The organism is Bacillus cereus group sp. BceL062 (assembly GCF_051780025.1).
GTDB classification, from domain to species: Bacteria; Bacillota; Bacilli; order Bacillales; family Bacillaceae_G; genus Bacillus_A; species Bacillus_A toyonensis.
Genome location: NZ_JBPWGY010000017.1, coordinates 1 through 20575, shown reverse-complemented (window position 1 = coordinate 20575; position 20575 = coordinate 1). Strand labels below are relative to the sequence as shown.

The following is a 20575-nucleotide window of genomic DNA, read 5'->3' as shown; positions in this document are numbered from 1 at the left end:
TTAGCAATATGGAGGAGGAAACAATATGACTGATATAAATAATATGATTTCCATTCGGAACATTAAGAAATCATATGGAGATTATACAGTTATTAATAATTTAAATCTAGATATTCGTAAAGGTGAAATTATAGGATTACTAGGACCAAATGGAGCAGGGAAGACAACACTTATTTCAATTTTATCTACTCTTATCCTGCCAGATGAAGGGTATGGCACAGTATGTAGCTACGATTTGTATACTGAACGGAATAAGATTAAAAAAAATGTGAGCGTAGTACCTCAAGATTTAGCGCTATATCCGACTTTAACCGCATATGATAACTTAGCTTTTTATGCCGATATATACGGATTAAAGGGAAAAAGGAAAAAAAGGCGGATAAGAGAAGCATTGCAGTTTGCACAGCTTGAGGATTGGGCGAATAAAAGAATCGATACATTTTCTGGTGGTATGAAAAGAAGAATTAATTTAGTGGTTGGTTTGCTAAATAAGCCAAAAGTTATTTTCTTAGATGAACCAACAGTTGGGATTGATCCACAATCAAGAAACCATATTTTTAATTGCATACGCCATCTTGTAGAAGAGCTAGGGATTACTGTCATATATACAACTCATCATATGGAAGAGGCAGAGATGTTATGCCATCGTGTAGCAATTTATGATAAGGGGGAAATATTAGATGTTGACACCCCAAAAAATTTAATAAAAAAATATGGGAAAAATTATGTAGAGATTGTAATATCAAATATTCCAGAAGAATTTATACATAAAACAAAAATGATTCCAGATGTGAAGTCCTGCACATTGGTAGATAAAAAAATCATCATTCAATGTGTAGATAGCTTTAATGTTACAAGAGAAGTTATGAAATTGATTCAAAAATATAATCTGAAAATCGATTTATTTAATGTTAATAACTCTAATTTAGAAAATGTATTCTTACATCTAACGGGGAAAAACTTAAGGTCGTAAATGAAAGGAGATGATAAACATGAAAGCATGGTATATAGCAAAGAAAGATCTGCTTATTCTTTTAAAGGATATTCCTGGTCTAATCTATTTATTTATTACACCCATTATAGTAATTGCAGTTGCTAGTTTTGCATTATCCAATGTTTTTGATAGTAAGACAGAAAAATTCAAGATTCCTATAGTAGTAAATGATAGTGGAGAACTTTCTAAAAGGGTTATTGAAGAGTTAAAAAAAATACCTGCTCTTGAGCTAGAAGAAACTTATGAATTAAATGGTAAAAAGAAAGCATATACAGAAGAACAAGCGAAAAAGGAAGTTCAAACTAAAAAAGCGGCAATCGTTATCCCTAAGGATTTTACACAAAATGTCTATTCAGGGACAGAGGCTAAAGTCATCATCATAGAAGATAAAGTTGATCGTATTATTCCAAGTGTTGTTTCAAATGCTGTAACTCAAATTGTTTCAGAAATACAAAAAGATATGACTAAAGAGATTGTAAAACAAGCCTCTGCCCAAATGGAAGTAAATGTGAAAGTAGAGTTTAAAGAATTAGCATCAGATAATGAACATAAACCTACTCCATTTGAATCTAATGTACCAGGATATGCCGTAATGTTTGTACTCTTAGGTACTGCTGCAGCTGCAGGTGCATTAGTAGAAGAAAGAGAGAATGGAACGTTAAGAAAAATCCTTACTTTACCTATTAATACATTATCAATCATTTTTGGAAAGATGCTCTCATGCTTTATAACAGCAATTGTTCAATGTGCAGTCCTTTTTAGCGTAGGACATTTTATATTTGGAATGTGGCTTGGAAAAAGTGTATTAGGAATTATGTTGCTAGTAATATGTACTGCATTCGCTGCTTCAAGCCTGGCAATTTTATTAGCTTCTATATGTCAAACAAGATCACAGGCAAATGGTATTTCTATTTTAATCGTGTTAACTATGTCTGCTTTAGGTGGATCTTGGTGGCCGCTCTATATAGAGCCGGAATGGATGCAAAACATAGCCCATATTACGATTACAGCCTGGGCAATGGGAGGATTTAACGATTTATTAGTATATAACAAGGAGTTCTCCTCTGTGCTTATTCCATCAGCTGCATTAATTGGCATGGGAATTTTATTTTTAACAATCGCCATACAAAAATTTCGACGTTCTTATGAAAAGTAGGTGAAATAAGTGTACATAGTAAAAAATGAGGTGAATGTTCGTTTTGGGGAATGCGATCCCATGGGAATTGCTCACCATTCTCATTATTTTCATTGGTTTGAGCTGGGTAGGTTTAAAACACTGGATATGACTGGAATAAACCAATATTTAAAACAGGAAAAATTATATTTTCCAATAATCGATATAGGATGTGCCTATAAAAAATCAGCTCGATTTCAAGATGACTTAATTGTAGAAACCTATCTTAAGAATGAAAGTAAAGTTTATATAGAATTTGTGTATAAATTATTCCGCAAGAGATGCAGAGTTTTGTTAGCGGAAGGATTCTCAAAACATGTTTTAACACGGTCGAATAATCAATTAATCAGTAGATTACCAGAAGAAATTTTAAAAAAGGTTCAATTTGAAAATAGCGGGGGTGTCATATGATTACATTTATTTTTCCAGGACAAGGGTCTCAATCAGTAGGGATGTGTAAAGGGTATTTAGATAAATACCCAGATATATTTGTCCCATTATTTGAGGAAGCAAATGATACGCTTGGATTTGATTTAAAGCAACTATGTTTATATGGGCCAAGTGAAAAATTAATAGAAACAAGTGTTACACAACCAGCTATTCTTACGGTAAGCACAGGAATATCAAGACTTTTACATTTGAACGGTATAAGGCCATCTAAAGTGGCCGGTCATAGCTTAGGACAATTCTCTGCCCTAGTAGAAGTAGGTTCTTTACAATTTTCGGATGCGCTATCCATTGTTCGAAAGCGTGGTCAACTGATGAGTAATGTAAAGAGAGAGGGATACATGTTAGGGGTTGTGTCGAATACATATCAAACATTATTTGAAGTTATAGAGGAATCTAAACAATATGAAATTGATATTGCTGCCTATAATTCCCCTACACAGGTTATTTTTTCTGGTGAGAGTAAGAGTATTCTTAAATTTCAAAAGGTATTAGATCAAAAAAACGGTATAAAAACTAAAATACTCTCAACTAGTCATGCATTTCACTCGCGTTTAATGGAAGAAATGGTTCTTGAGTTTAAAGAGTATTTAAATTTATTTCAGTTAAAAAGTGCTCAAATTCCAATTGTTTTAAACTGTTCAGGAAAAGCAACTACAGATAAGATCAATATTTTACAAGATATAGAAAGACAATGCGTAGATCCAGTTATGTGGCAAGACACTATCTACACTTTATTGAATAAGGGTACAAAACACTTTATAGAAGTAGGTCCCGGAAATACTTTAACCAAGTTATGTCGTTCCTTTAAACAGAACATATCTGTATCCTCTACAGAAACACCGATGTATTTAAAAAGAAGTCTTACTATGATGGAAAAAGAATTTAAGGAGGAACGGGTCTATGTTTAATGGAAATGAAGTGGCATTAGTTATCGGAGGATCAAGAGGAATTGGTAAAGCAATAACAATGGACCTAGCCAAACAGGGCATAATTGTTTACTTTACGTTTCAGAGTAATCAAAAATCTGCAAATGAAATAGTAAATACTATAGAAGAAAAAGGTGGAAAAGCATTTCCTATTCATGCGGATGTCACAAATGAAGATTCTATTCATAAATTGTTTCAACACATACGTTCTAAAGAAAAAAGAATAGATATTCTAGTAAATAATGCAGGAGTAGTAAATGATGGATTTGCTGCAATGATGAGCGAGGAAAAATGGGACCATGTGATTGATTTAAATTTAAAAGGAACATTTCTTTGTTGTCGACAAGCATTAAGAATAATGATGAGACAGAAAAGAGGTTCTATAGTAAATATCACGTCGACAAGTGGAATAACGGGTGCAAGAGGGCAATGTAATTACTCTGCTTCAAAGGGAGGGGTTATTTCTCTGACCAAAACCTTAGCATTAGAAGGCGGTGAATTCGGCATTCGAGTTAATGCCGTTGCACCTGGTTTTATACAAACCGATATGACAAAAGGCATGAACCAACAAACTTTAAAAAGGATGTTAGAACTAGTGCCACTTGGAAGAATTGGGGATCCTAAAGAGGTAGCGTATCTAACAACATTTTTATCTTCTAACTATGCAAGTTATATCACTGGGAAAATTTTCACAGTGGATGGTGGATTAGTAAATGGTTAAACATTAAATGACGAATTTTGATTTGAACAAGGAAAAGGGGAAAACAGATGTTTACGTATGTAGAAACAAAAATAATTGCTGAAAAAAGAAAACAATTAACTACAAGAATTAAAGAAATTATTACTGAGCGATTAGATTTAGAAATAGAACCGCATTACATCACTGATGATCAGCCATTATTCGGAAGAGGTTTAGGAGTTGACTCTTTAGATGCATTAGAGTTATTTCTGTCGATTGAAGAGGAGTTTGGAGTTGCCGTGTATGACGAGAATATGGCAGTACTTGGTTCTATTAATAAAATTGCTGATTTTATTGAAGAAAATAGGGAGGATGATGTGCAGTGAGACCGGTATTAAATGCAGATCAAATCCGAAATATCTTACCTCATAAATGGCCATTTCTTTTCTTAGACAAAGTGATTCAACTTGAGCCAGGAAAGAGAGGAATTGGTATTAAAAATGTAACTGTAAGTGAACCTTTTTTTGAAGGGCATTTTCCAAATGAATCAATTATGCCTGGGGTGCTAATTATTGAAGCTTTGGCACAAATGACAGCTGTTGTTTATGTTACAGGGGAACTAGCAAAAATAGATGCACATGGTGCATGTTCACCTAAAGTAGATCCGAGTTCATATGTGGGTTATTTAGTTTCTGTACGTAATATGAAATTTTTAAAACCTGTAGTACCAGGAGACCAGCTAGAATTACATGTCCAAATTGGAAGGTCTCTTGGATTAATCTCACAAGTGGAAATTACGGCTTATGTAGATAAAAAGAAAGTTGCTACTGGTAGTATTCAAGTTTCTAAAAGAGTTGAGGAAATATGATCCATGGTATGGATGTTCAAGTTCGTGAGTGTACAGCGGCAGATAGTGAGAAATTAGCTCATTTTTATAATAAATATCAGTATGGTCCCATTAAATATGGATATCCCTTAAATAAACAAGACATCAAGCAATTATTTCGAGAGCGTAAGATACAGTTATATTTAATTGCTGAATATGAAAATGAAATTATAGCCAGCTTATTATTTTCTAGTTTATCAGGTCAAAGAGCAGCAACTTCAGATGGAACCTGGGCAGGATTCTTTTTAATTCACCCAGAATTTCGTTCGGGAAATATACCCGATAAATTATTTGCTTATGCGATTAAAAATCTTATCCAACAAGATATTAAGTATATTGATACAGAAGTAAATCCGGAAGATAAAGTAGCCATGGCACTCTATAAAAGAGTGGGGTTATATCAAACAAGTAGGTCGTATATAGACTATGATGGCTACTTAAATTTAAGAAGCTATTTACCTTATGTTATTACTTATCTATTAGATGCATTTGAACCAATTATTTCAAAAAGTGACCAAGATATATGGCTATCTAGAGGTTGGAAAACAGTTAGGGGATTGAAATCCCTACGTTCTATTCAAAGTAACGCCATAACAAGAAATGGAATTGAAGTTGTAAAGTATGCTATTAATCTTGGAGCAAAAGATGTAAATTGTTGGGTTGATATAAAAAGTGAAAAAATTACTGAAGTAGAAACAGAACAAGTACGATTCACTAGTTATATTTTAGAGGGAAACAATTTAATTGTTGGAGAAAAGATTCGCATCTGTTATGTATATGAAAACCATTTTTCAAATCCCATTGAAGCTAGTATTACATCGAAGATAGGGGAAGATTATTTAATTGATTTAAAGAAAACTTTTTACCCAAATAAAAAGTACGAGTGGGAAGAAGTTATAACAGTAACTAAGGAAATTGAGGGAGAGCTTGTTACTAAGTTAAAAGCAAAAGAACTAGAACTAACTGTTCATTTTGGAGTAACCATAGCAAATCCGTTAGAAATAAATGTTGCTAATTATCCTAAGTTAATTAATGGAAAAGAATCTGCATGTATCGTTAATGTAAAAAATAATTCTTTAGATAAATTAATTTACAAACTATTTATTCAACAAGGAAACTCGAAAATACTAGATTTCAAACCGCTAGAAAAACACCAAATCTGTATCATAGAGCCGGGTGAAATAAAGGATCATCCTATTGTATTGAATCCTAAAAAAATTGGTATCACTAATATGACACTTTCGGCTGTTAGTCATCAAAATAAAAATATTGGGGAATTAAAGGAAATAATTCCGATTCATGCGCATGGGAAAAATCATGTTTATGAAACAAAAGAATACTTAGTTCTAGAAAATATGTATATAACTGTACAAATAAGTAAAAGTACTGGTTGTTTATATATATATGACCTTAGAAAGCAGCAATTATTGGCAAAAGAAGCATGGCCAGATCTAGATTATCCATTTTTAAATGCAGTAAAAGAACCGAAAGTAAATGAGCTGTCATGGGAAATAAAATCTGATTCATGTTTTGAAATTATTCATGAGGCCACAAGATTAAAGAGAAGCATTTGTTTTTTGTCAGATAAGATAGTTCAAATAAATGATTTCGCACAGGAAGGAAAATATATAAAGATATATCCTTGGTGCATGTTATATGATGCGAAAATGACGGTACCACTAAAGAGTGGGTTAGTTTCTAAACCTATGGTATATGGTGAGTATCCATATGCACTACATGACTATGAATTTGTAAATCAATTCGATCTACCTAGTCATCCAAACATGTATGAGCGAAATTATACATTGATTGAATCGCAAAATATTAATATTGGATTCATATGGAAAGGAAATATAGAGCGTATCCTATTTGGATTAAGATGGATGCCCGCGGTAATATTTAAACGGAATGATAAAGAAAAATGCATAACAAAAACGCACTATTATACTTTATGTTCCCATGATAGCAAAGATGAAGTGGAAGAAATCTATAACGATCTTACTAGTCATACATCCAAATTTATATCTAATAAGATTCCGTACTCAATTGAGACTGACCAATTTCATATTATAAATGAAAACGGGGAATTTCATATTCACGGAAGTCTAAAAAACTTATTTTCTTCCATATTAAAGGGGAAATTAACATTGTTTTTCCCTCAGACATCTTACGAACAACAATTGTTTATACAAGACATAGAATCTATAAGCAATTTTAATTTTGAATTTAGTGGAAAGGTTAATTGGTCAAAAGCACATTATGCCGTACTTACGTATCAAGATGAATTAAATAGAAATGCGATAACTAAAAAAATATATCTTTTCCTTAAAGGAAAAAATAAATTAACATATAGCGAAAAAAAACAAGAATATCTAGTTCAAAATAATGTACTAAATTTAAAAATTAAAGTAGACCAAAGTAGTAAAATAACAAAATTTATGTATAAAGATAAAGAGATTTTAAAAGAAAACTCAGTATTAAGTTCTTATAATTTTTTACCCGGTGTAATGATACCAACAGCTAACTCTTATACCCCAGATTGTAGGAAAGATTTGAGCATTAATTCAATAAATCTCAATAAAAGTAATCATTCAGTAGTAGCAACGGAAAATACATATAAGGAATTTATTAATCAGATTTTCTGTCAATCTGATGAGTGGAAAGTTAAATATACAACTGTATATGATCTACCTGTTTTACAAATACAATTGAAAAGTCTACAGAAAGATAAAATGAAAACTAGTGTCTTTCACTTATTCTGGGAGAAAAAAGGAAAAACAAAAATTAAAAAGATGTATTATTGGCAGAATGGAGAGCAAAACACGTTAATACCAAATGGCAAACAAAGAAAGATTTATTTAGATAATAAGGTAATTCTCGAATTATCTAATGGGTTATTTGTATCTATTTTAGCATTATCACATAGTACAAAATGTTTTATATACGAATGGCCCAAAAAAGGGATACAAATCGGAATATATGGTAATCAGAATGAATTTAATGATGGAGATATTCGCTTTAATATTGCAGTTGGAGAAACTTTACTTGATAGTGAATACTTTTCGCAAATTTTAGTAGAGGGGAATAAGACATGAAAATATTGTTTATTGCACCTAGTCATTTCAGCATTGGTGAGTTACATAATGCCTTATGCCTAGCTAAACAAATTCAAAAAGATGGGGAAGTTTATTTTTTAACAAGCGAAAAATTCTCATGGTATGCCAGTAAATCTGTAGCAAATGTTACATCACTAACAAAGGGGCTAAGACAAAAAGAGGTTATTAAACAAATAATTGATTCTTTTCAGCCTGATGCTATTGTTTTAGCTGATTACCATAATTTATTTTTAGAGTCTCCAATTATTGATCTTGATTATCTATTAAACCTACACATACCTTGTTTCTCTATTGATTCTTTGGCTTGGGGTAGTGAGGATAGATTATTAGAAAATAAACTTTTTAAAAACGCAAACTACAATAGCTTAAAGAAAAGGTCATTGATAAAACTACCTAAAATTCCGTCTCAATTTAAGTTAATTAGAACGTGTCCAGTAAATAGTTATAAAGAAGATAATGAGAAGATTATTTCCGTCAAGTTGTATAAAGAGGCTTTACAAGTAGATGAAGAAAGAAAAATGAAAATACGAGCACAACTTGGTTGTAGAGAACAAGATAAATTAATTATGATTGCAAAATCATCATGGGCCAACTTATTAGTAAAAATGAGGCTCATGGAGAAGAAACAGTACAATGATGCAAAGTTTAGTTATGAATATATATTACAAGAATTATTAAGTCTTTATCTACAGGACTTTCCAAACCAAACAAATATTAAATTAATTGGGGTCTCAGATGAGACAAAATTTGTTTCTATGAAAAATGGAGGTAAAATAGAATTTATTTCGCTACCATTTCTTCATTTGGAAGAATACGAACAACTATTGTTATCGTGTGATTTATTTATCACTGATAATATTACATCTTGTTCAATGGGAAAAGCAGTATTTGGAAAAATACCTGTGATTAGCCTTGTAAATCATATGGGATATGAAGAATTAAAAGCTCAAGGATACAGCCTTAATCCTATATTAAAAAGCATTATAGAAAAATGGAATTATATAATACCTAATGGACTTTATCCATTTCTTGTATTCCCAAACGGTTGGCATAAAGAACTAGCTCCATTGATGGAGAAAAATGAATATTTTAATTGTGTGCATACTTGTGAAATATTTGATTTAAGGAAAACCAGTAAAACAATATTCAATATGTTATATAGCAAAATTGAGATTGAGAAATTAAAGAAAATGCAACAACTATATATAGATAATGTCTGTAATTTACCGACAATAAATGATGTGATAAAGAGAGAATTGGGGGCACTTAATCATGAGTAATCAAATTAATATACAAAAAGAAAAAAATGAAGCATATGATGCAGTACGTAGCGGAATAGGTCTAATAGATTTATCAGAAACAGGAAGAATTGTTGTAAAAGGGGAGGACCATGTAGAGTTCCTAGATCGTTTAGTTACGAAAGATATTATGTTTATGGAAGAAGAAACTACACTCTTTACCTTATTGTTACAAGAAGATGGGTCTGTAATCGATATAATTAATCTATTTAAAAATGAGGATGCTATTACAGTTATTACTACACCGCATAAAAAGGACACTGTACTAGCTTGGTTAGAAAATCAAAAGACAAATGGCATTGAAGTTATAGATATAAGTCAAACACATTCTCTCCTTGGATTTGAAGGCCCTTATGCATGGAGATTAGCTCAACAATTTTTAGATTTCGAAATATCATCACTACCATTTCAATCATTTGTGTTAAATCAATTATTTGGAAAGGAAATTCTATTGGCAAGAACAGGTGTAACAGCAGAGTATGGTTATCAATTATTGTTTGAAAAATCCTTAGAACCAATAGTGGTTGAAACCATTAATTCTTTTAAAGATGACGATATTAACTTAAGAAAAGTGGATTGGGAAACATTAGAGACGTTAATGTTAGAAATTCGACATCCATATTTTGAATTTAAACATTTAGAAGAACTAAATATTTTCGAAGCTAGTTTAGAATGGTTTATTGATTTTTATAAAGATGAATTTTATGGAAGAGAATCCTTAGAACAGCAATCGGAAGATGGAGTAAATAAAAGAATTGTGGGATTCACGACAGGAATAGAGAGCAAAATTACAGTTAATGATGAAATTTTTATAGAGGAACAATTAATTGGTAAAGTTATTGAACTTAAAGAAAGTCCTGTATTAAACATGAGACTCGGAATTGCTTTATTAGAGGAACCATTTGCTGTTTCAGGAATTGGATTTTATGTAAAAAATAATGAAAATGCGTTGTATGAGGCACATACTCAATCCTCACCATATATTCTACCTAAATCATGGTCAATCAAAATACTGTAAAGGTGATGGCATATGAACATGAATAATCAACGAATCGTCGTGACTGGCATGGGAATTATTTGTTCAAACGGAAATAGTGTAAAGGAATTTTGGGGAAATATTAAATCTGGGAAATCTGGTATTAAAGTAATCCAAAATATCGATATGGCTGAAATGGTAACTGATTATGGCGGAGAGATTGAAAACCTTCAGGTAGATGATTACTTCTTTAAAGATGAAACAAAGGATATGGATCGATGTGGAAAATTAGGTGTCATGGCGGCAAGGGAAGCCGTTGAAAACGCAAAATTAAAAATAGAAAACTTAAATCCATACCGAGTTGGAATATCATTAGGCACATCTTTAGGAGGCATGTTGAGCGGAGAAGAATTTCATGAACAGTGGATCAAAGATGGAATTGAAAAAGCAGATGAAACGTTACTTTTGAAGTATCCAATCCATACCCCTTGTGACAATATTACTCGAGACTTAAAAATAAAAGGACCAAAAATGATTATTTCCAATGCATGTGCCGCGGGTACAAATTCAATTGGTTTTGCGCTGGATACAATTCGAAATAACAAAGCAGATATTATGATAACCGGTGGTGTAGATCCCTTATCTAAATTGTCAATGAGTGGTTTTAATAGTTTACAAGCACTAGCACCAACGCCACCATCGCCCTACAGCAAGAGTAATGGCGTGGTAATCGGAGAAGGTGCAGCCATTCTTGTTTTGGAATCATTAGATCATGCGATTGAAAGAGGTGCAAATATCCTTGCTGAAGTAGTGGATTACGATTTATCTTCAGATGCATATCATCAGACGGCCCCAGATCCAGGTGGAGAAGGTGCTTTGAGATCCATGCGAGGTGCTTTAAAAAAAGCCAACATAGATGCTAAGGACGTAAGCTATATTAATGGACATGGTACAGGTACACCAGCAAATGATGTATCAGAGCCAAAAGCAATTCGCACATTAATTACTGAAAATAAGACACCAGTTTCTTCAACTAAATCAATGATAGGACATATGTTAGGAGCCGCAGGGGCAGCGGAAGCGGTAACAAGTATTCTTGCTATTCAACATGGATACTTACCCCCAACTATAAACTTTGAAGTTGAAAGTCAAAAGTTTAATCTAGATTTTGTACCTAACATGGGTAGAGTAAGTGATTTGAGTTATGTACTATCAAATTCGTTTGCTTTCGGTGGGAACAATGCAAGTATTTTATTCTGTAAGTACAATGAGAACCACGAGTTATCCGCGGAAAAGGAAACGCTAATTAAAGAAAAAAAAGTCGTAATTACTGGTGTAGGGGGACTTGCTGGAAATTCTTCAAATCTTAAAGAAATTAAAGATTGTATGTTTAAAGGGAAAAGTGGTACCTCAAAGATTAAAAAGTGGAATGACAATCCTAAGTGCATACAAGCTGGGAAAATACCAGAACAAAACTATCGAAAGCTAATACATCCTAATTTATTAAGGAAGATGGATTCAATTAGCAAACATGCAGTATTGTCAGTGAAAATGGCGATAGAAAATGGGAACTTAAAGATAGATAAAAGTAATAGGGACAAGATAGGAATTATTTTTGCTACAGGTACAGGACCAGTTGGAACGGTAGAATCATTTAATCGGATTGTTATTCAAGAGGGCGTAAAGGCTGCCAATGCTAAATTATTTCCAAACACAGTTATGAACGCAGCAGCTGGACATATTTCATTAAACTTTAAAATAAAAGGTCCTACTTCAACTATTTCATGTGGAGGGGTTTCTGGTATTAGTGCACTATACTATGCTTACGCCATGATTCAATCCAGTGATTATGACACGTTCATTGTGGTAACAGCGGATGAAGTAAATGATCCAATAATAGAGGGACACTCAAAAATAAAAAGGTACTTAACAACTGAGAATATAAGACCTTTTGATTGTAATAGTAGCGGTACCATACTTGGTGAAGGGACCGTTGCCTTTATTGTAGAAAGTGAGGAAGCGGCGTTAAACAGAAGTGGTAATATTTTAGCTGAAATCAAAGGATTTGGGTTAACATCTGATGATAGTAAAATAGGGGACTTAAGCCATCTAGGAAAGGCATGGGAGGAATCTATGCGTTTAGCGATGCAAGAGGCGATGATTTCTCCAGAAGAGATAGAATATATTTGTGCAGCCGCCAATGGTCATACATATTTTGACCGTATTGAAGAGAGAGTTATAGAACGGACATTTGGGAATAGTGTTCCTGTTAGTGCTACAAAATCTATCTTTGGGGAAACACATGCAACTGCGGGTCTTCTTTCTCTCATTAGTGTAATATGTGCATTTGATGGTGAAATTCCAGCTACGCAAAATGTAAAGAGTCATAGAGGAAGAATCGATCTGGTCACAGAAAGCGCTCGTAAGACTCCGGTTAGCAATGCCTTAATTAGTACATATTCTTACGGCGGTAATTATAATTCTGTTGTAATAGGAAAATATTTAAATTAATTATTTATGTAGGAGGCCACTTTTATTAAGTAAGTAGTGGTCTTCTGCATAATAAGCTATATGGTTTTTAAAGATTATGCTCTTAATTGAGCATATCAGAAATACTATGAAGGAGCGCAATGCCATGAAAGGTATCATTCTTGCAGGTGGGAGCGGTACTAGATTGTACCCCCTTACCCAAATTGTATCAAAGCAATTATTACCTATCTATGATAAACCCATGATTTATTATCCTTTATCAGTACTAATGTTGGCGGGTATAAGAGAGATTCTAATTATTTCAACGCCACAAGATATTAATAAATTTGAGCAAATGTTAGGTGATGGTTCAAAATATGGAATTACTCTTTCATATACTGTTCAGCCTTATCCAGAAGGTATAGCACAAGCATTTATTATCGCAGAGAAATTTATTGGAAATGATAATGTGGCTTTAATTCTTGGCGACAATATCTTTTATGGTCATGGACTAACAGAATTACTAGAAAAGGCTGTTAAGAATACAAGGGGGGCTACAGTTTTTGGTTATTATGTCAATGATCCAGAGCGCTTTGGAGTAGTAGAGTTTGATTCTAAAAAGCATGTGATTAATATCATGGAAAAGCCAAAGGAACCAAAATCAAATTATGCAGTAACTGGCCTGTATTTTTATGATAAACGTGTGATAGAAATAGCAAAAACCATTAAACCATCTAATCGTGGGGAATTAGAGATAACAGATATAAACAAAAAATATCTTGAAATGGGAGAATTAGAAGTTGAATTATTAGGAAGAGGCTATGCATGGCTGGATACAGGGACACACGAATCATTATTAGAAGCTGCACAATTTATAGAAACAATTGAGAAAAGACAGAGTTTAAAAGTAGCTTGTTTAGAAGAAATTGCATTTAAAAAGAAATATATTACAAAGCAACAACTATTAAAAATGGCTAATTCGGTAAAGGAAAATCAATACAGCCGATATTTATTAAAGGTTGCCCATCAATAGCATTTAAATGAATGGAGAGAGAAGAATGCGTAAAATTCATACAGCATTAGATGGTGTTTTTATTATAGAGCTTGATAAATGCAGTGACAAGCGTGGTTACTTCATTGAAACATGTAATAAGAAAAAATTTGAACTCTTAGATTTACAGGGAGACTTTGTACAAGATAATCAATCATTATCTGTTCACACAGGCACGATACGTGGGCTGCATTATCAGTTGAATCCTAAAGCCCAAATGAAGGTAGTGAGCTGCATTTCTGGTTCTATTTACGATGTAGTTGTAGATATCCGAAAGGGCTCCCCAACGTATGGCCAATGGTTCGGAACAATTTTAAGTGAGTATAATAATCGTCTACTTACCGTTCCTAAAGGGTTTGCACATGGTTTTTGTACTACAGAACCTAATACTATTGTCCAGTATAAAGTAGATGAGTATTATTCACCTAAACATGAAGGGGGAATTCTATGGAATGATGAAACGATAGGGATTTTTTGGCCAACTAATCAACCAATTTTATCAGAGAAAGATAAAAAACTACCTAGATTAAAAGATACTAATGTCAACTTTGTTTATGGAGATGATTTTAATTGAAATTATTAATAACGGGTGGGGCAGGATTTATTGGTAGTAATTTTATTCGGTACATGTTGAAGAAATATCCTCAATACCAAATTGTAAATGTAGATTTATTAACATATGCAGGAAATTTATCGAATTTAAAGGAAATATCATCAAATCAGAATTATAAATTCATCAAAGGGGATATTTCAAATGAAATATTCATAGATAAATTATTTAAAAAAGAGAAATTTGATTATGTATTAAATTTTGCAGCAGAATCTCACGTTGATAGAAGTATTAAAAATCCTCATATCTTTGTCCAAACTAACATATTAGGTACACAAGCCTTATTACACTCAGCATATAAAGCAAAAGTGAAGAAATTTGTGCAAATCTCTACAGATGAAGTATATGGGACATTATCCCAAACAGGTGCATTTACTGAGCATTCAATAATAGCTCCTAATAGTCCCTATAGTGCAAGTAAAGCTAGTGCAGATTTAATGGTACGAGCGTATCATGAGACATACGGTTTACCTATGAATATAACTCGTTGTTCCAATAATTATGGTCCCTATCAGTTCACGGAAAAATTAATACCATTAACAATTACTCTTGCGTTAAATAATAAAGATATCCCTCTTTACGGTGATGGATTACATATAAGAGATTGGCTTCATGTAGAGGATCACTGTGTAGCTATTGATTTAGTTCTTCATGGTGGAAGAGACGGGCACATATATAATATCGGAGGAGATAATGAATACACAAATTTAGATATTGTACAAAAAATCCTTAAATTCCTCAATAAAGATCAATCGCAAATTACATTTATCTCAGATCGCTTAGGACATGATCTACGTTACGCTATGGATTCTACTAAACTAAAAAAAGAATTAAGTTGGAAACCACAATATTTATTTAATGATGGGCTCACCCAAACAATTAAATGGTATATAGATAACCGTACGTGGTGGGAGTGAATTTCATTAACTAAAAATTACATAAATTAAATGAGGTATTTTAAAATGAAGATACTGATAACGGGAGTAGATGGACAACTAGGACAAACTTTAATGCAAGTACTCAGCAGAACACATCACGAATTATATGGTGTGAATCGAACCAATTTAGATATTACAAATAAAATAAGGGTTTGCTCTTACATTGATAGAGTAAAGCCAGATGTAATTGTACACTGTGCAGCATTTACAAATGTAGATGGGGCAGAGAAAGACAAAGGGTTGGCATATGAAGTAAATGTATTAGGTACCAAGTATCTCGCTCAAGCTGCAGGCAGAATAAAATGTAAATTTGTATACATTAGTACGGATTATGTATTTGATGGCGAAAAGCATACACCGTACAATCTTGAGGATCTTCCTAATCCATTAAATATATATGGAGAAACGAAATTGGCTGGAGAACATTTAGTAACAAAATACACGAAGAATCATTTTATTATTAGAACGTCTTGGATATTTGGGAAGGGTGATGGTCACTTTATCGCTAAGATAGGAAAAATAGCAAGTCTTTACGGTGAAGTCCGCGTGGTATCTGATCAGTTTGGTTCACCTACCTATGCATTAGATTTAGCAAATTTTATTGAAGAAATAATAGATACAGATCAATATGGATTATATCATGTGACAAATGAAGGAACATGTTCATGGTATGAGTTTGCAGTTGAATTTTTTAGGGACTTCAATAGAGACATCAATATCATTCCATTAACGACGGAAGAATTCCCGCAAATAGCTAATAGACCTAAATATTCAGTGTTAAGCAAAAATTGCATAATGCTGAATGGATTAAAACCATTAAGACATTGGAAAGAAGCATTAAAAGAGTATAATAACCAATTAAATAGTAGATAATCATTTAATTTATATAAAATTAGCCAATAAATATAGCTTTATTTATTTTAGTAAGTTGCATTTTAATTATGTAGAACTTTGTCGTTTAAAAAATATTAACTGCAAAATAAAAACCCACTACTTTAGTAGTGGGTTTTTATTTTGCAACTATACATTAAATCGTAACAAAGGCCATTATACATTCGCTGAAAGATTAACAGTACGTTTACTATTTTAGCATAGTTGCATTCAAATAAATGTTGCAATCTAGTGAATTTTCAAGCTTGAATAGATTTAGATAATAATTATTAATTCATCATTCCAAATGGAAATAAATTAATAATTATTACCTGAATTAATTTCCCTCAAAGAGCCAAACAAGATTGCGGTTGCTGGCTGTTACTATTTTCTCTTTGTTATCACGTATACATACATCATTCGGTTGAAGCGATGTTAAACAAGTAGAATCATACCTTTTATCATTGTACTTTCCTGATCCCACATGAACATGTAGAAATTGACTACATAGTAAATCATACTCTAGTTGAATTTTAACACCAGCATTTTGACCGCTACCACCTGAACCTTGATATGTAGAAGTGAATTTATCTGGAATCTGAAAATGTGTAAAATCTAATACACGTATACGTCGAAAATAGTTTGTATACAAAGTTGGAATCTTACTAGAGGAACAAAATTGTTGGTGGAGTAAATATGCTAAGAGTTGTTGTAAAAACTGCATAGTTTGCGAATTAAAGCGTTGATTCAGCCCTTCTAAACTTATAGAAATACGAGTGTTAGCTTCTAAACGACTGCATAGTTGTGTCAATGAAGTATGAGCTATGTATTGACTTAACCAAGTACATAAGGCCACTAAATCTTGTGCGCGGTATTTACTTTTTCGTTTAACAAATCATAAATTTTTAGCTAATTTCTCTAAAGCATCAGGTGACATATATCGTTTCAACTCTTTAGAAAACAATTGATACAGAAATTATTGAGGCACTTCAAGAATTAAAGTTAGAAGGGCATCAAGTGATTTTTGCGTCAGCTAGGGCGATTCGTAATTTAATACCTATCATACCAAAAAGCTTTCATGAAGGTCTATTGGTTGGAGGAAATGGTACATTTACTTATGACTACGGACAAATTCAAGTGACACATTTTGAACAACAACTGTTCGCAACTTTGCGGATGTGTATACACGCTTTTTAAAAAAAATAGTGCCCCGCGTTTCAAATCTAAGAAAAGCAACGTACCTTATACCACAAAACAAATGAAAATATTGCCGCCATAGTAAATAAAGTTAAATTGCCAAAAATAGTTCTTGTTCGATTTGTCAAAAGTCGTGAAGTAAAGGGATGTATATTAAATGTTACAGTTAGACGGAACCCTTCTGGCAGATCCTTTGTGTCATTGCTAATTACAACAGAAGTATAAGAAGTTCCGAAAACACAATCTTAGTTAGGTCACTTGCGTATTATCGTACAAAGGTTAACTCATGGAACGTGGTCTGCTTGGAAGGAACATCGATGTTTGATTCGCTAGGTTCAGGTATCATTCAAGGTGTCGGTAACGATGCTGGGCGTTGGAGAATGTACCAATATGGTAATGGGGGCCATGTGTCCCTAGTATTACATCTGGAGGCTCTGACTAGGATTGGAATAAGACTTTTAGAATTAAGCCGGATGGAACAATTAAACAAGCAACCGATATAGGGTGGATTAACCTCCCGACAACTGAAGCAGATAATGTTGCTGTTAGGATTTTGAAACGTAAAAGAAGTGGTGAACATATTACTGTGATTGGTTCAGTCCGAAATGCAAAAGATGTAACAGTATTTGTGACACTTCCAGTTGCATTTAGCCTTATTCAAGATATTGCGTTTCCGGCTATTATGATAACTGGAGGAGTGAATACAAACCTTTTTGAGGTTACATTGAACAAAGATGGTGGAATTTTCGTGAATGCTGTTCAAAGGGGAAGCGCTTTTCATATTGCCATAAGCTTTTTAATTTAGATATTATAAGTTCAGCTTGCATAAGCAGGCGTTTATTATCTTTATAAAATCCTGCTTTGATGGAAAAGGGCTTTTATATATTCACAGTACAATGATTGTCCCATATTATATAAAGATTGATTTATTAAGATCTTAGAGAGGTGTTAATGTATGGAAGACGTATATGCAAAGATTGATAGACTCAAATCAGAACAAAAAGAATTTATGCGAGATCTTCGTAATTTAGAAACTCGTACAACCATTAATGAAAAAGACATTTTAACAATTAATAAACAATTAGAAAAAATATGCACAAATACAACTTGGATCTTAAGGATTGTGATTAGTGCAATAGTGATGGCAGTTCTCGGGCTAATATTAAAAGGGGGTATTTAGAGCACTTGTTTAAATGTGCCTATGAAAGAGAGATGAGAGTCTCTCTTTTTATTCTGAAGCGAGGTGGTCAAAGTGGACACCTTGTGATTCTATTCAGCACCATCTTGGCAAGATAAAGATGATGGTGGTACTTTAAATGCAGGTAAAGGGTTTATAACTGATACAGAGGTAAGTATAAATGGATTGCTACAATATAAGGTACACAACAGTAAAGGGAACATGTACTATATAACAGTAAATAAGGCCTATGTGAAGTGAAAAACAATAAACTAGTTTCTTCCTGAGAGAAGAAACTAGTTTGTAGAAAATTATAAGATATACTATCTCCGTAATGGTATTCTGCATCATATTTATGTAATGATAGACAAGAATATGATGAAAATAAAAACAGAGCACTCTGGATTAGAGAGTACTCTGTTTAGTCAAAGGAGAATAAAATCGAATGACACTTTATTATATGTGTCATGAAGTGTCAAGATACAAAAAAGAGTATTCCTGGTTGGATGGGAGGAATACTCCTTTTCGTGGTTTCTCTTGAACCATTATATATATATGCATAAGAACCACGTTATATAACTTAAAGAAGAGAAACAGCAACCCAGGGTGGTGATTTGAATTGCTTTCTATGTGTATAAAATGGCATCTACCAGAAGTAGTTTATTATATGTTCCTAAAGTACTTATATTCCTTGAAAACAAAAAGACACCTTCTCCAGTTGAAGAAGCCATAGCATATGAATTTGGTTTCTAGTATGAGTAATAAGATTACGATGTGAAAATTACACAGCAAGTTACCGCCTTCAATATGGATATTATTTTCAGTATAACCGAGTATTATAGAAAAAATAATAAGCTGGATAGCGAAAGTTTGAGAAATATGGAGAAGATTAAAAATGATGGTTTGATGATTACGATAAATTGGCAAATTTCTTAATTGATCTTTTAGTGAATTTAATAATGTTGATTTTGTACAATTATTACTATTTTATATTTGAATTGTCTTTGTTCTAGACGTTCAATTGTTTCTCGTTTCTTCTCATTATTGAGATTCGTATAGGTGCTTGTTGCTTTTACAGAAGTATGGACCAGCTAATCGCGCAGCAAGACCAGGTATTGCTTTTCTTTATAATGATTTGTTGTATATATGATTTTTAGGAATTGAGGATAAAAGCGATTCCTAAATTAAGGTGCATAAGAGATATGAATTTATTAAATATCATATGTTATAAAAAAATAAGGATAGTTTTTAGTTTTTTTGTCTATTAGAAAGTCGAAAATGTATTTTCATTTTATATACTTAGATGTTATAGTTCGGAAAATAAGTATAAAAAACTTCCTGAAATGAAAAATATGATAGCTTACTGTAGAAAAATAGAGAATTTGAATTGCAAATTTCTAAAGTAATGGAAATCAATAATGATTATTTACATATTTGTTAATTAAAGATGTAGCATGTACAGCTATGGTATGACCCTGTAATAGATAGTTACAATGGCTAGAAGTTTTAAAATCTTATATTTCTAAGTACTCCAATAAAAATCAACTTCGTAAGTTTATTTTTTTGAACTACTCACCACTTAACGTCCTAACGGACTGTTTGAAGTGGGAGATTCCTGCGAACACCGATTGATTATCCACCGGTTATCTTAGTAGGCTCTACCCGTAGTCCCTACGGTGAGAACATAAGTATCTTGTACGTTGATTCACCACACTCCCTACTTTAGCTTGGTTTTCGCAACTTCGGCAAGTGTGGGAGATAGAA

General features: G+C 32.7%; 17 protein-coding genes and 4 pseudogenes. 20 read left to right on the top strand and 1 reads right to left on the bottom strand.

The window, feature by feature from the left end:
- Positions 1-25: 25 nt before the first annotated feature.
- From ACS2MN_RS28195 to rfbD, 15 genes are all read left to right on the top strand, one after another.
- On the top strand, positions 26-973 hold the full coding sequence (locus tag ACS2MN_RS28195; protein WP_438894813.1) for an ABC transporter ATP-binding protein: 948 nt from the start codon (positions 26-28) through the stop codon (positions 971-973).
- A gap of 19 nt (positions 974-992) precedes the next feature.
- Positions 993-2150 carry an ABC transporter permease gene (locus tag ACS2MN_RS28190; protein ID WP_438894812.1) on the top strand — a complete coding sequence of 386 codons (1158 nt, stop codon included), beginning with the start codon at positions 993-995 and terminating at the stop codon, positions 2148-2150.
- Between the two features lie 9 nt (positions 2151-2159).
- Complete coding sequence (locus ACS2MN_RS28185; protein ID WP_438894811.1) at positions 2160-2579, top strand: acyl-CoA thioesterase; 420 nt, start codon at positions 2160-2162, stop codon at positions 2577-2579.
- Entirely contained in the window at positions 2576-3526 is a 951-nt protein-coding gene (locus ACS2MN_RS28180) for an ACP S-malonyltransferase (protein ID WP_438894810.1), read from the top strand. Before ACS2MN_RS28185 ends, ACS2MN_RS28180 begins: the two co-directional genes overlap by 4 nt.
- Positions 3519-4265 (top strand): 3-oxoacyl-[acyl-carrier-protein] reductase, encoded by a 747-nt coding sequence (gene fabG, locus ACS2MN_RS28175; RefSeq protein ID WP_438894809.1) that lies wholly within the window; start codon positions 3519-3521, stop codon positions 4263-4265. The genes ACS2MN_RS28180 and fabG overlap by 8 nt, the downstream gene beginning before the upstream one ends.
- A gap of 47 nt (positions 4266-4312) precedes the next feature.
- Positions 4313-4609: an acyl carrier protein gene (locus ACS2MN_RS28170; protein ID WP_438894808.1), complete on the top strand. Its 297-nt coding sequence runs from the start codon at positions 4313-4315 to the stop codon at positions 4607-4609.
- The gene (gene fabZ, locus ACS2MN_RS28165; RefSeq protein ID WP_438894807.1) at positions 4606-5091 is read left to right on the top strand and encodes a 3-hydroxyacyl-ACP dehydratase FabZ; all 486 of its coding nucleotides are present in this window, start codon (positions 4606-4608) and stop codon (positions 5089-5091) included. The genes ACS2MN_RS28170 and fabZ overlap by 4 nt, the downstream gene beginning before the upstream one ends.
- Positions 5088-8204 (top strand): GNAT family N-acetyltransferase, encoded by a 3117-nt coding sequence (locus tag ACS2MN_RS28160; protein WP_438894806.1) that lies wholly within the window; start codon positions 5088-5090, stop codon positions 8202-8204. Before fabZ ends, ACS2MN_RS28160 begins: the two co-directional genes overlap by 4 nt.
- Complete coding sequence (locus ACS2MN_RS28155) at positions 8201-9505, top strand: DUF6365 family protein (RefSeq protein WP_346994941.1); 1305 nt, start codon at positions 8201-8203, stop codon at positions 9503-9505. The genes ACS2MN_RS28160 and ACS2MN_RS28155 overlap by 4 nt, the downstream gene beginning before the upstream one ends.
- Positions 9498-10541 (top strand): aminomethyl transferase family protein, encoded by a 1044-nt coding sequence (locus tag ACS2MN_RS28150; protein ID WP_346994940.1) that lies wholly within the window; start codon positions 9498-9500, stop codon positions 10539-10541. Before ACS2MN_RS28155 ends, ACS2MN_RS28150 begins: the two co-directional genes overlap by 8 nt.
- Before the next feature lie 12 nt (positions 10542-10553).
- On the top strand, positions 10554-13010 hold the full coding sequence (locus ACS2MN_RS28145) for a beta-ketoacyl-[acyl-carrier-protein] synthase family protein (RefSeq protein WP_346994939.1): 2457 nt from the start codon (positions 10554-10556) through the stop codon (positions 13008-13010).
- A 124-nt stretch (positions 13011-13134) separates the two neighbouring features.
- Complete coding sequence (gene rfbA, locus ACS2MN_RS28140) at positions 13135-14001, top strand: glucose-1-phosphate thymidylyltransferase RfbA (RefSeq protein ID WP_346994938.1); 867 nt, start codon at positions 13135-13137, stop codon at positions 13999-14001.
- 25 nt (positions 14002-14026) lie between these two features.
- Entirely contained in the window at positions 14027-14593 is a 567-nt protein-coding gene (gene rfbC / locus ACS2MN_RS28135; RefSeq protein ID WP_438894805.1) for a dTDP-4-dehydrorhamnose 3,5-epimerase, read from the top strand.
- Positions 14590-15546: a dTDP-glucose 4,6-dehydratase gene (gene rfbB / locus ACS2MN_RS28130; protein ID WP_346994937.1), complete on the top strand. Its 957-nt coding sequence runs from the start codon at positions 14590-14592 to the stop codon at positions 15544-15546. Before rfbC ends, rfbB begins: the two co-directional genes overlap by 4 nt.
- A 45-nt stretch (positions 15547-15591) precedes the next feature.
- On the top strand, positions 15592-16440 hold the full coding sequence (gene rfbD / locus ACS2MN_RS28125) for a dTDP-4-dehydrorhamnose reductase (RefSeq protein ID WP_346994936.1): 849 nt from the start codon (positions 15592-15594) through the stop codon (positions 16438-16440).
- Between the two features lie 397 nt (positions 16441-16837).
- Here rfbD and ACS2MN_RS28120 read toward each other — a convergent pair.
- A pseudogene (locus tag ACS2MN_RS28120) lies at positions 16838-17374 on the bottom strand (IS4 family transposase); the annotation flags it as partial.
- 80 nt (positions 17375-17454) lie between these two features.
- Here ACS2MN_RS28120 and ACS2MN_RS28115 point away from each other — a divergent pair.
- The 5 genes and pseudogenes from ACS2MN_RS28115 to ACS2MN_RS28095 all read left to right on the top strand — a co-directional run.
- Positions 17455-17508: pseudogene (locus tag ACS2MN_RS28115) on the top strand (hypothetical protein); the annotation flags it as partial.
- Positions 17509-17591: 83 nt separating this feature from the next.
- Positions 17592-17856, top strand: a pseudogene (locus ACS2MN_RS28110) (IS200/IS605 family element RNA-guided endonuclease TnpB); the annotation flags it as partial.
- Between the two features lie 331 nt (positions 17857-18187).
- On the top strand, positions 18188-18439 hold the full coding sequence (locus ACS2MN_RS28105; RefSeq protein WP_346994935.1) for a hypothetical protein: 252 nt from the start codon (positions 18188-18190) through the stop codon (positions 18437-18439).
- Positions 18440-18589: 150 nt separating this feature from the next.
- Entirely contained in the window at positions 18590-18814 is a 225-nt protein-coding gene (locus ACS2MN_RS28100) for a hemolysin XhlA family protein (protein WP_346994934.1), read from the top strand.
- Positions 18815-18901: 87 nt separating this feature from the next.
- A pseudogene (locus ACS2MN_RS28095) lies at positions 18902-19072 on the top strand (N-acetylmuramoyl-L-alanine amidase); the annotation flags it as partial.
- Between the last annotated feature and the right edge of the window lie 1503 nt (positions 19073-20575).

Excerpts from the sequence above, each read along its gene's own strand:
- ACS2MN_RS28195 (WP_438894813.1), top strand. The coding sequence starts at position 26 with ATGACTGATATAAATAATATGATTTCCATTCGGAACATTAAGAAATCA.
- ACS2MN_RS28190 (WP_438894812.1), top strand. The coding sequence starts at position 993 with ATGAAAGCATGGTATATAGCAAAGAAAGATCTGCTTATTCTTTTAAAG.
- ACS2MN_RS28180 (WP_438894810.1), top strand. The coding sequence starts at position 2,576 with ATGATTACATTTATTTTTCCAGGACAAGGGTCTCAATCAGTAGGGATG.
- fabG (WP_438894809.1), top strand. The coding sequence starts at position 3,519 with ATGTTTAATGGAAATGAAGTGGCATTAGTTATCGGAGGATCAAGAGGA.
- ACS2MN_RS28170 (WP_438894808.1), top strand. The coding sequence starts at position 4,313 with ATGTTTACGTATGTAGAAACAAAAATAATTGCTGAAAAAAGAAAACAA.
- ACS2MN_RS28160 (WP_438894806.1), top strand. The coding sequence starts at position 5,088 with ATGATCCATGGTATGGATGTTCAAGTTCGTGAGTGTACAGCGGCAGAT.
- ACS2MN_RS28155 (WP_346994941.1), top strand. The coding sequence starts at position 8,201 with ATGAAAATATTGTTTATTGCACCTAGTCATTTCAGCATTGGTGAGTTA.
- ACS2MN_RS28150 (WP_346994940.1), top strand. The coding sequence starts at position 9,498 with ATGAGTAATCAAATTAATATACAAAAAGAAAAAAATGAAGCATATGAT.
- ACS2MN_RS28145 (WP_346994939.1), top strand. The coding sequence starts at position 10,554 with ATGAACATGAATAATCAACGAATCGTCGTGACTGGCATGGGAATTATT.
- rfbA (WP_346994938.1), top strand. The coding sequence starts at position 13,135 with ATGAAAGGTATCATTCTTGCAGGTGGGAGCGGTACTAGATTGTACCCC.
- rfbC (WP_438894805.1), top strand. The coding sequence starts at position 14,027 with ATGCGTAAAATTCATACAGCATTAGATGGTGTTTTTATTATAGAGCTT.
- rfbD (WP_346994936.1), top strand. The coding sequence starts at position 15,592 with ATGAAGATACTGATAACGGGAGTAGATGGACAACTAGGACAAACTTTA.
- ACS2MN_RS28100 (WP_346994934.1), top strand. The coding sequence starts at position 18,590 with ATGGAAGACGTATATGCAAAGATTGATAGACTCAAATCAGAACAAAAA.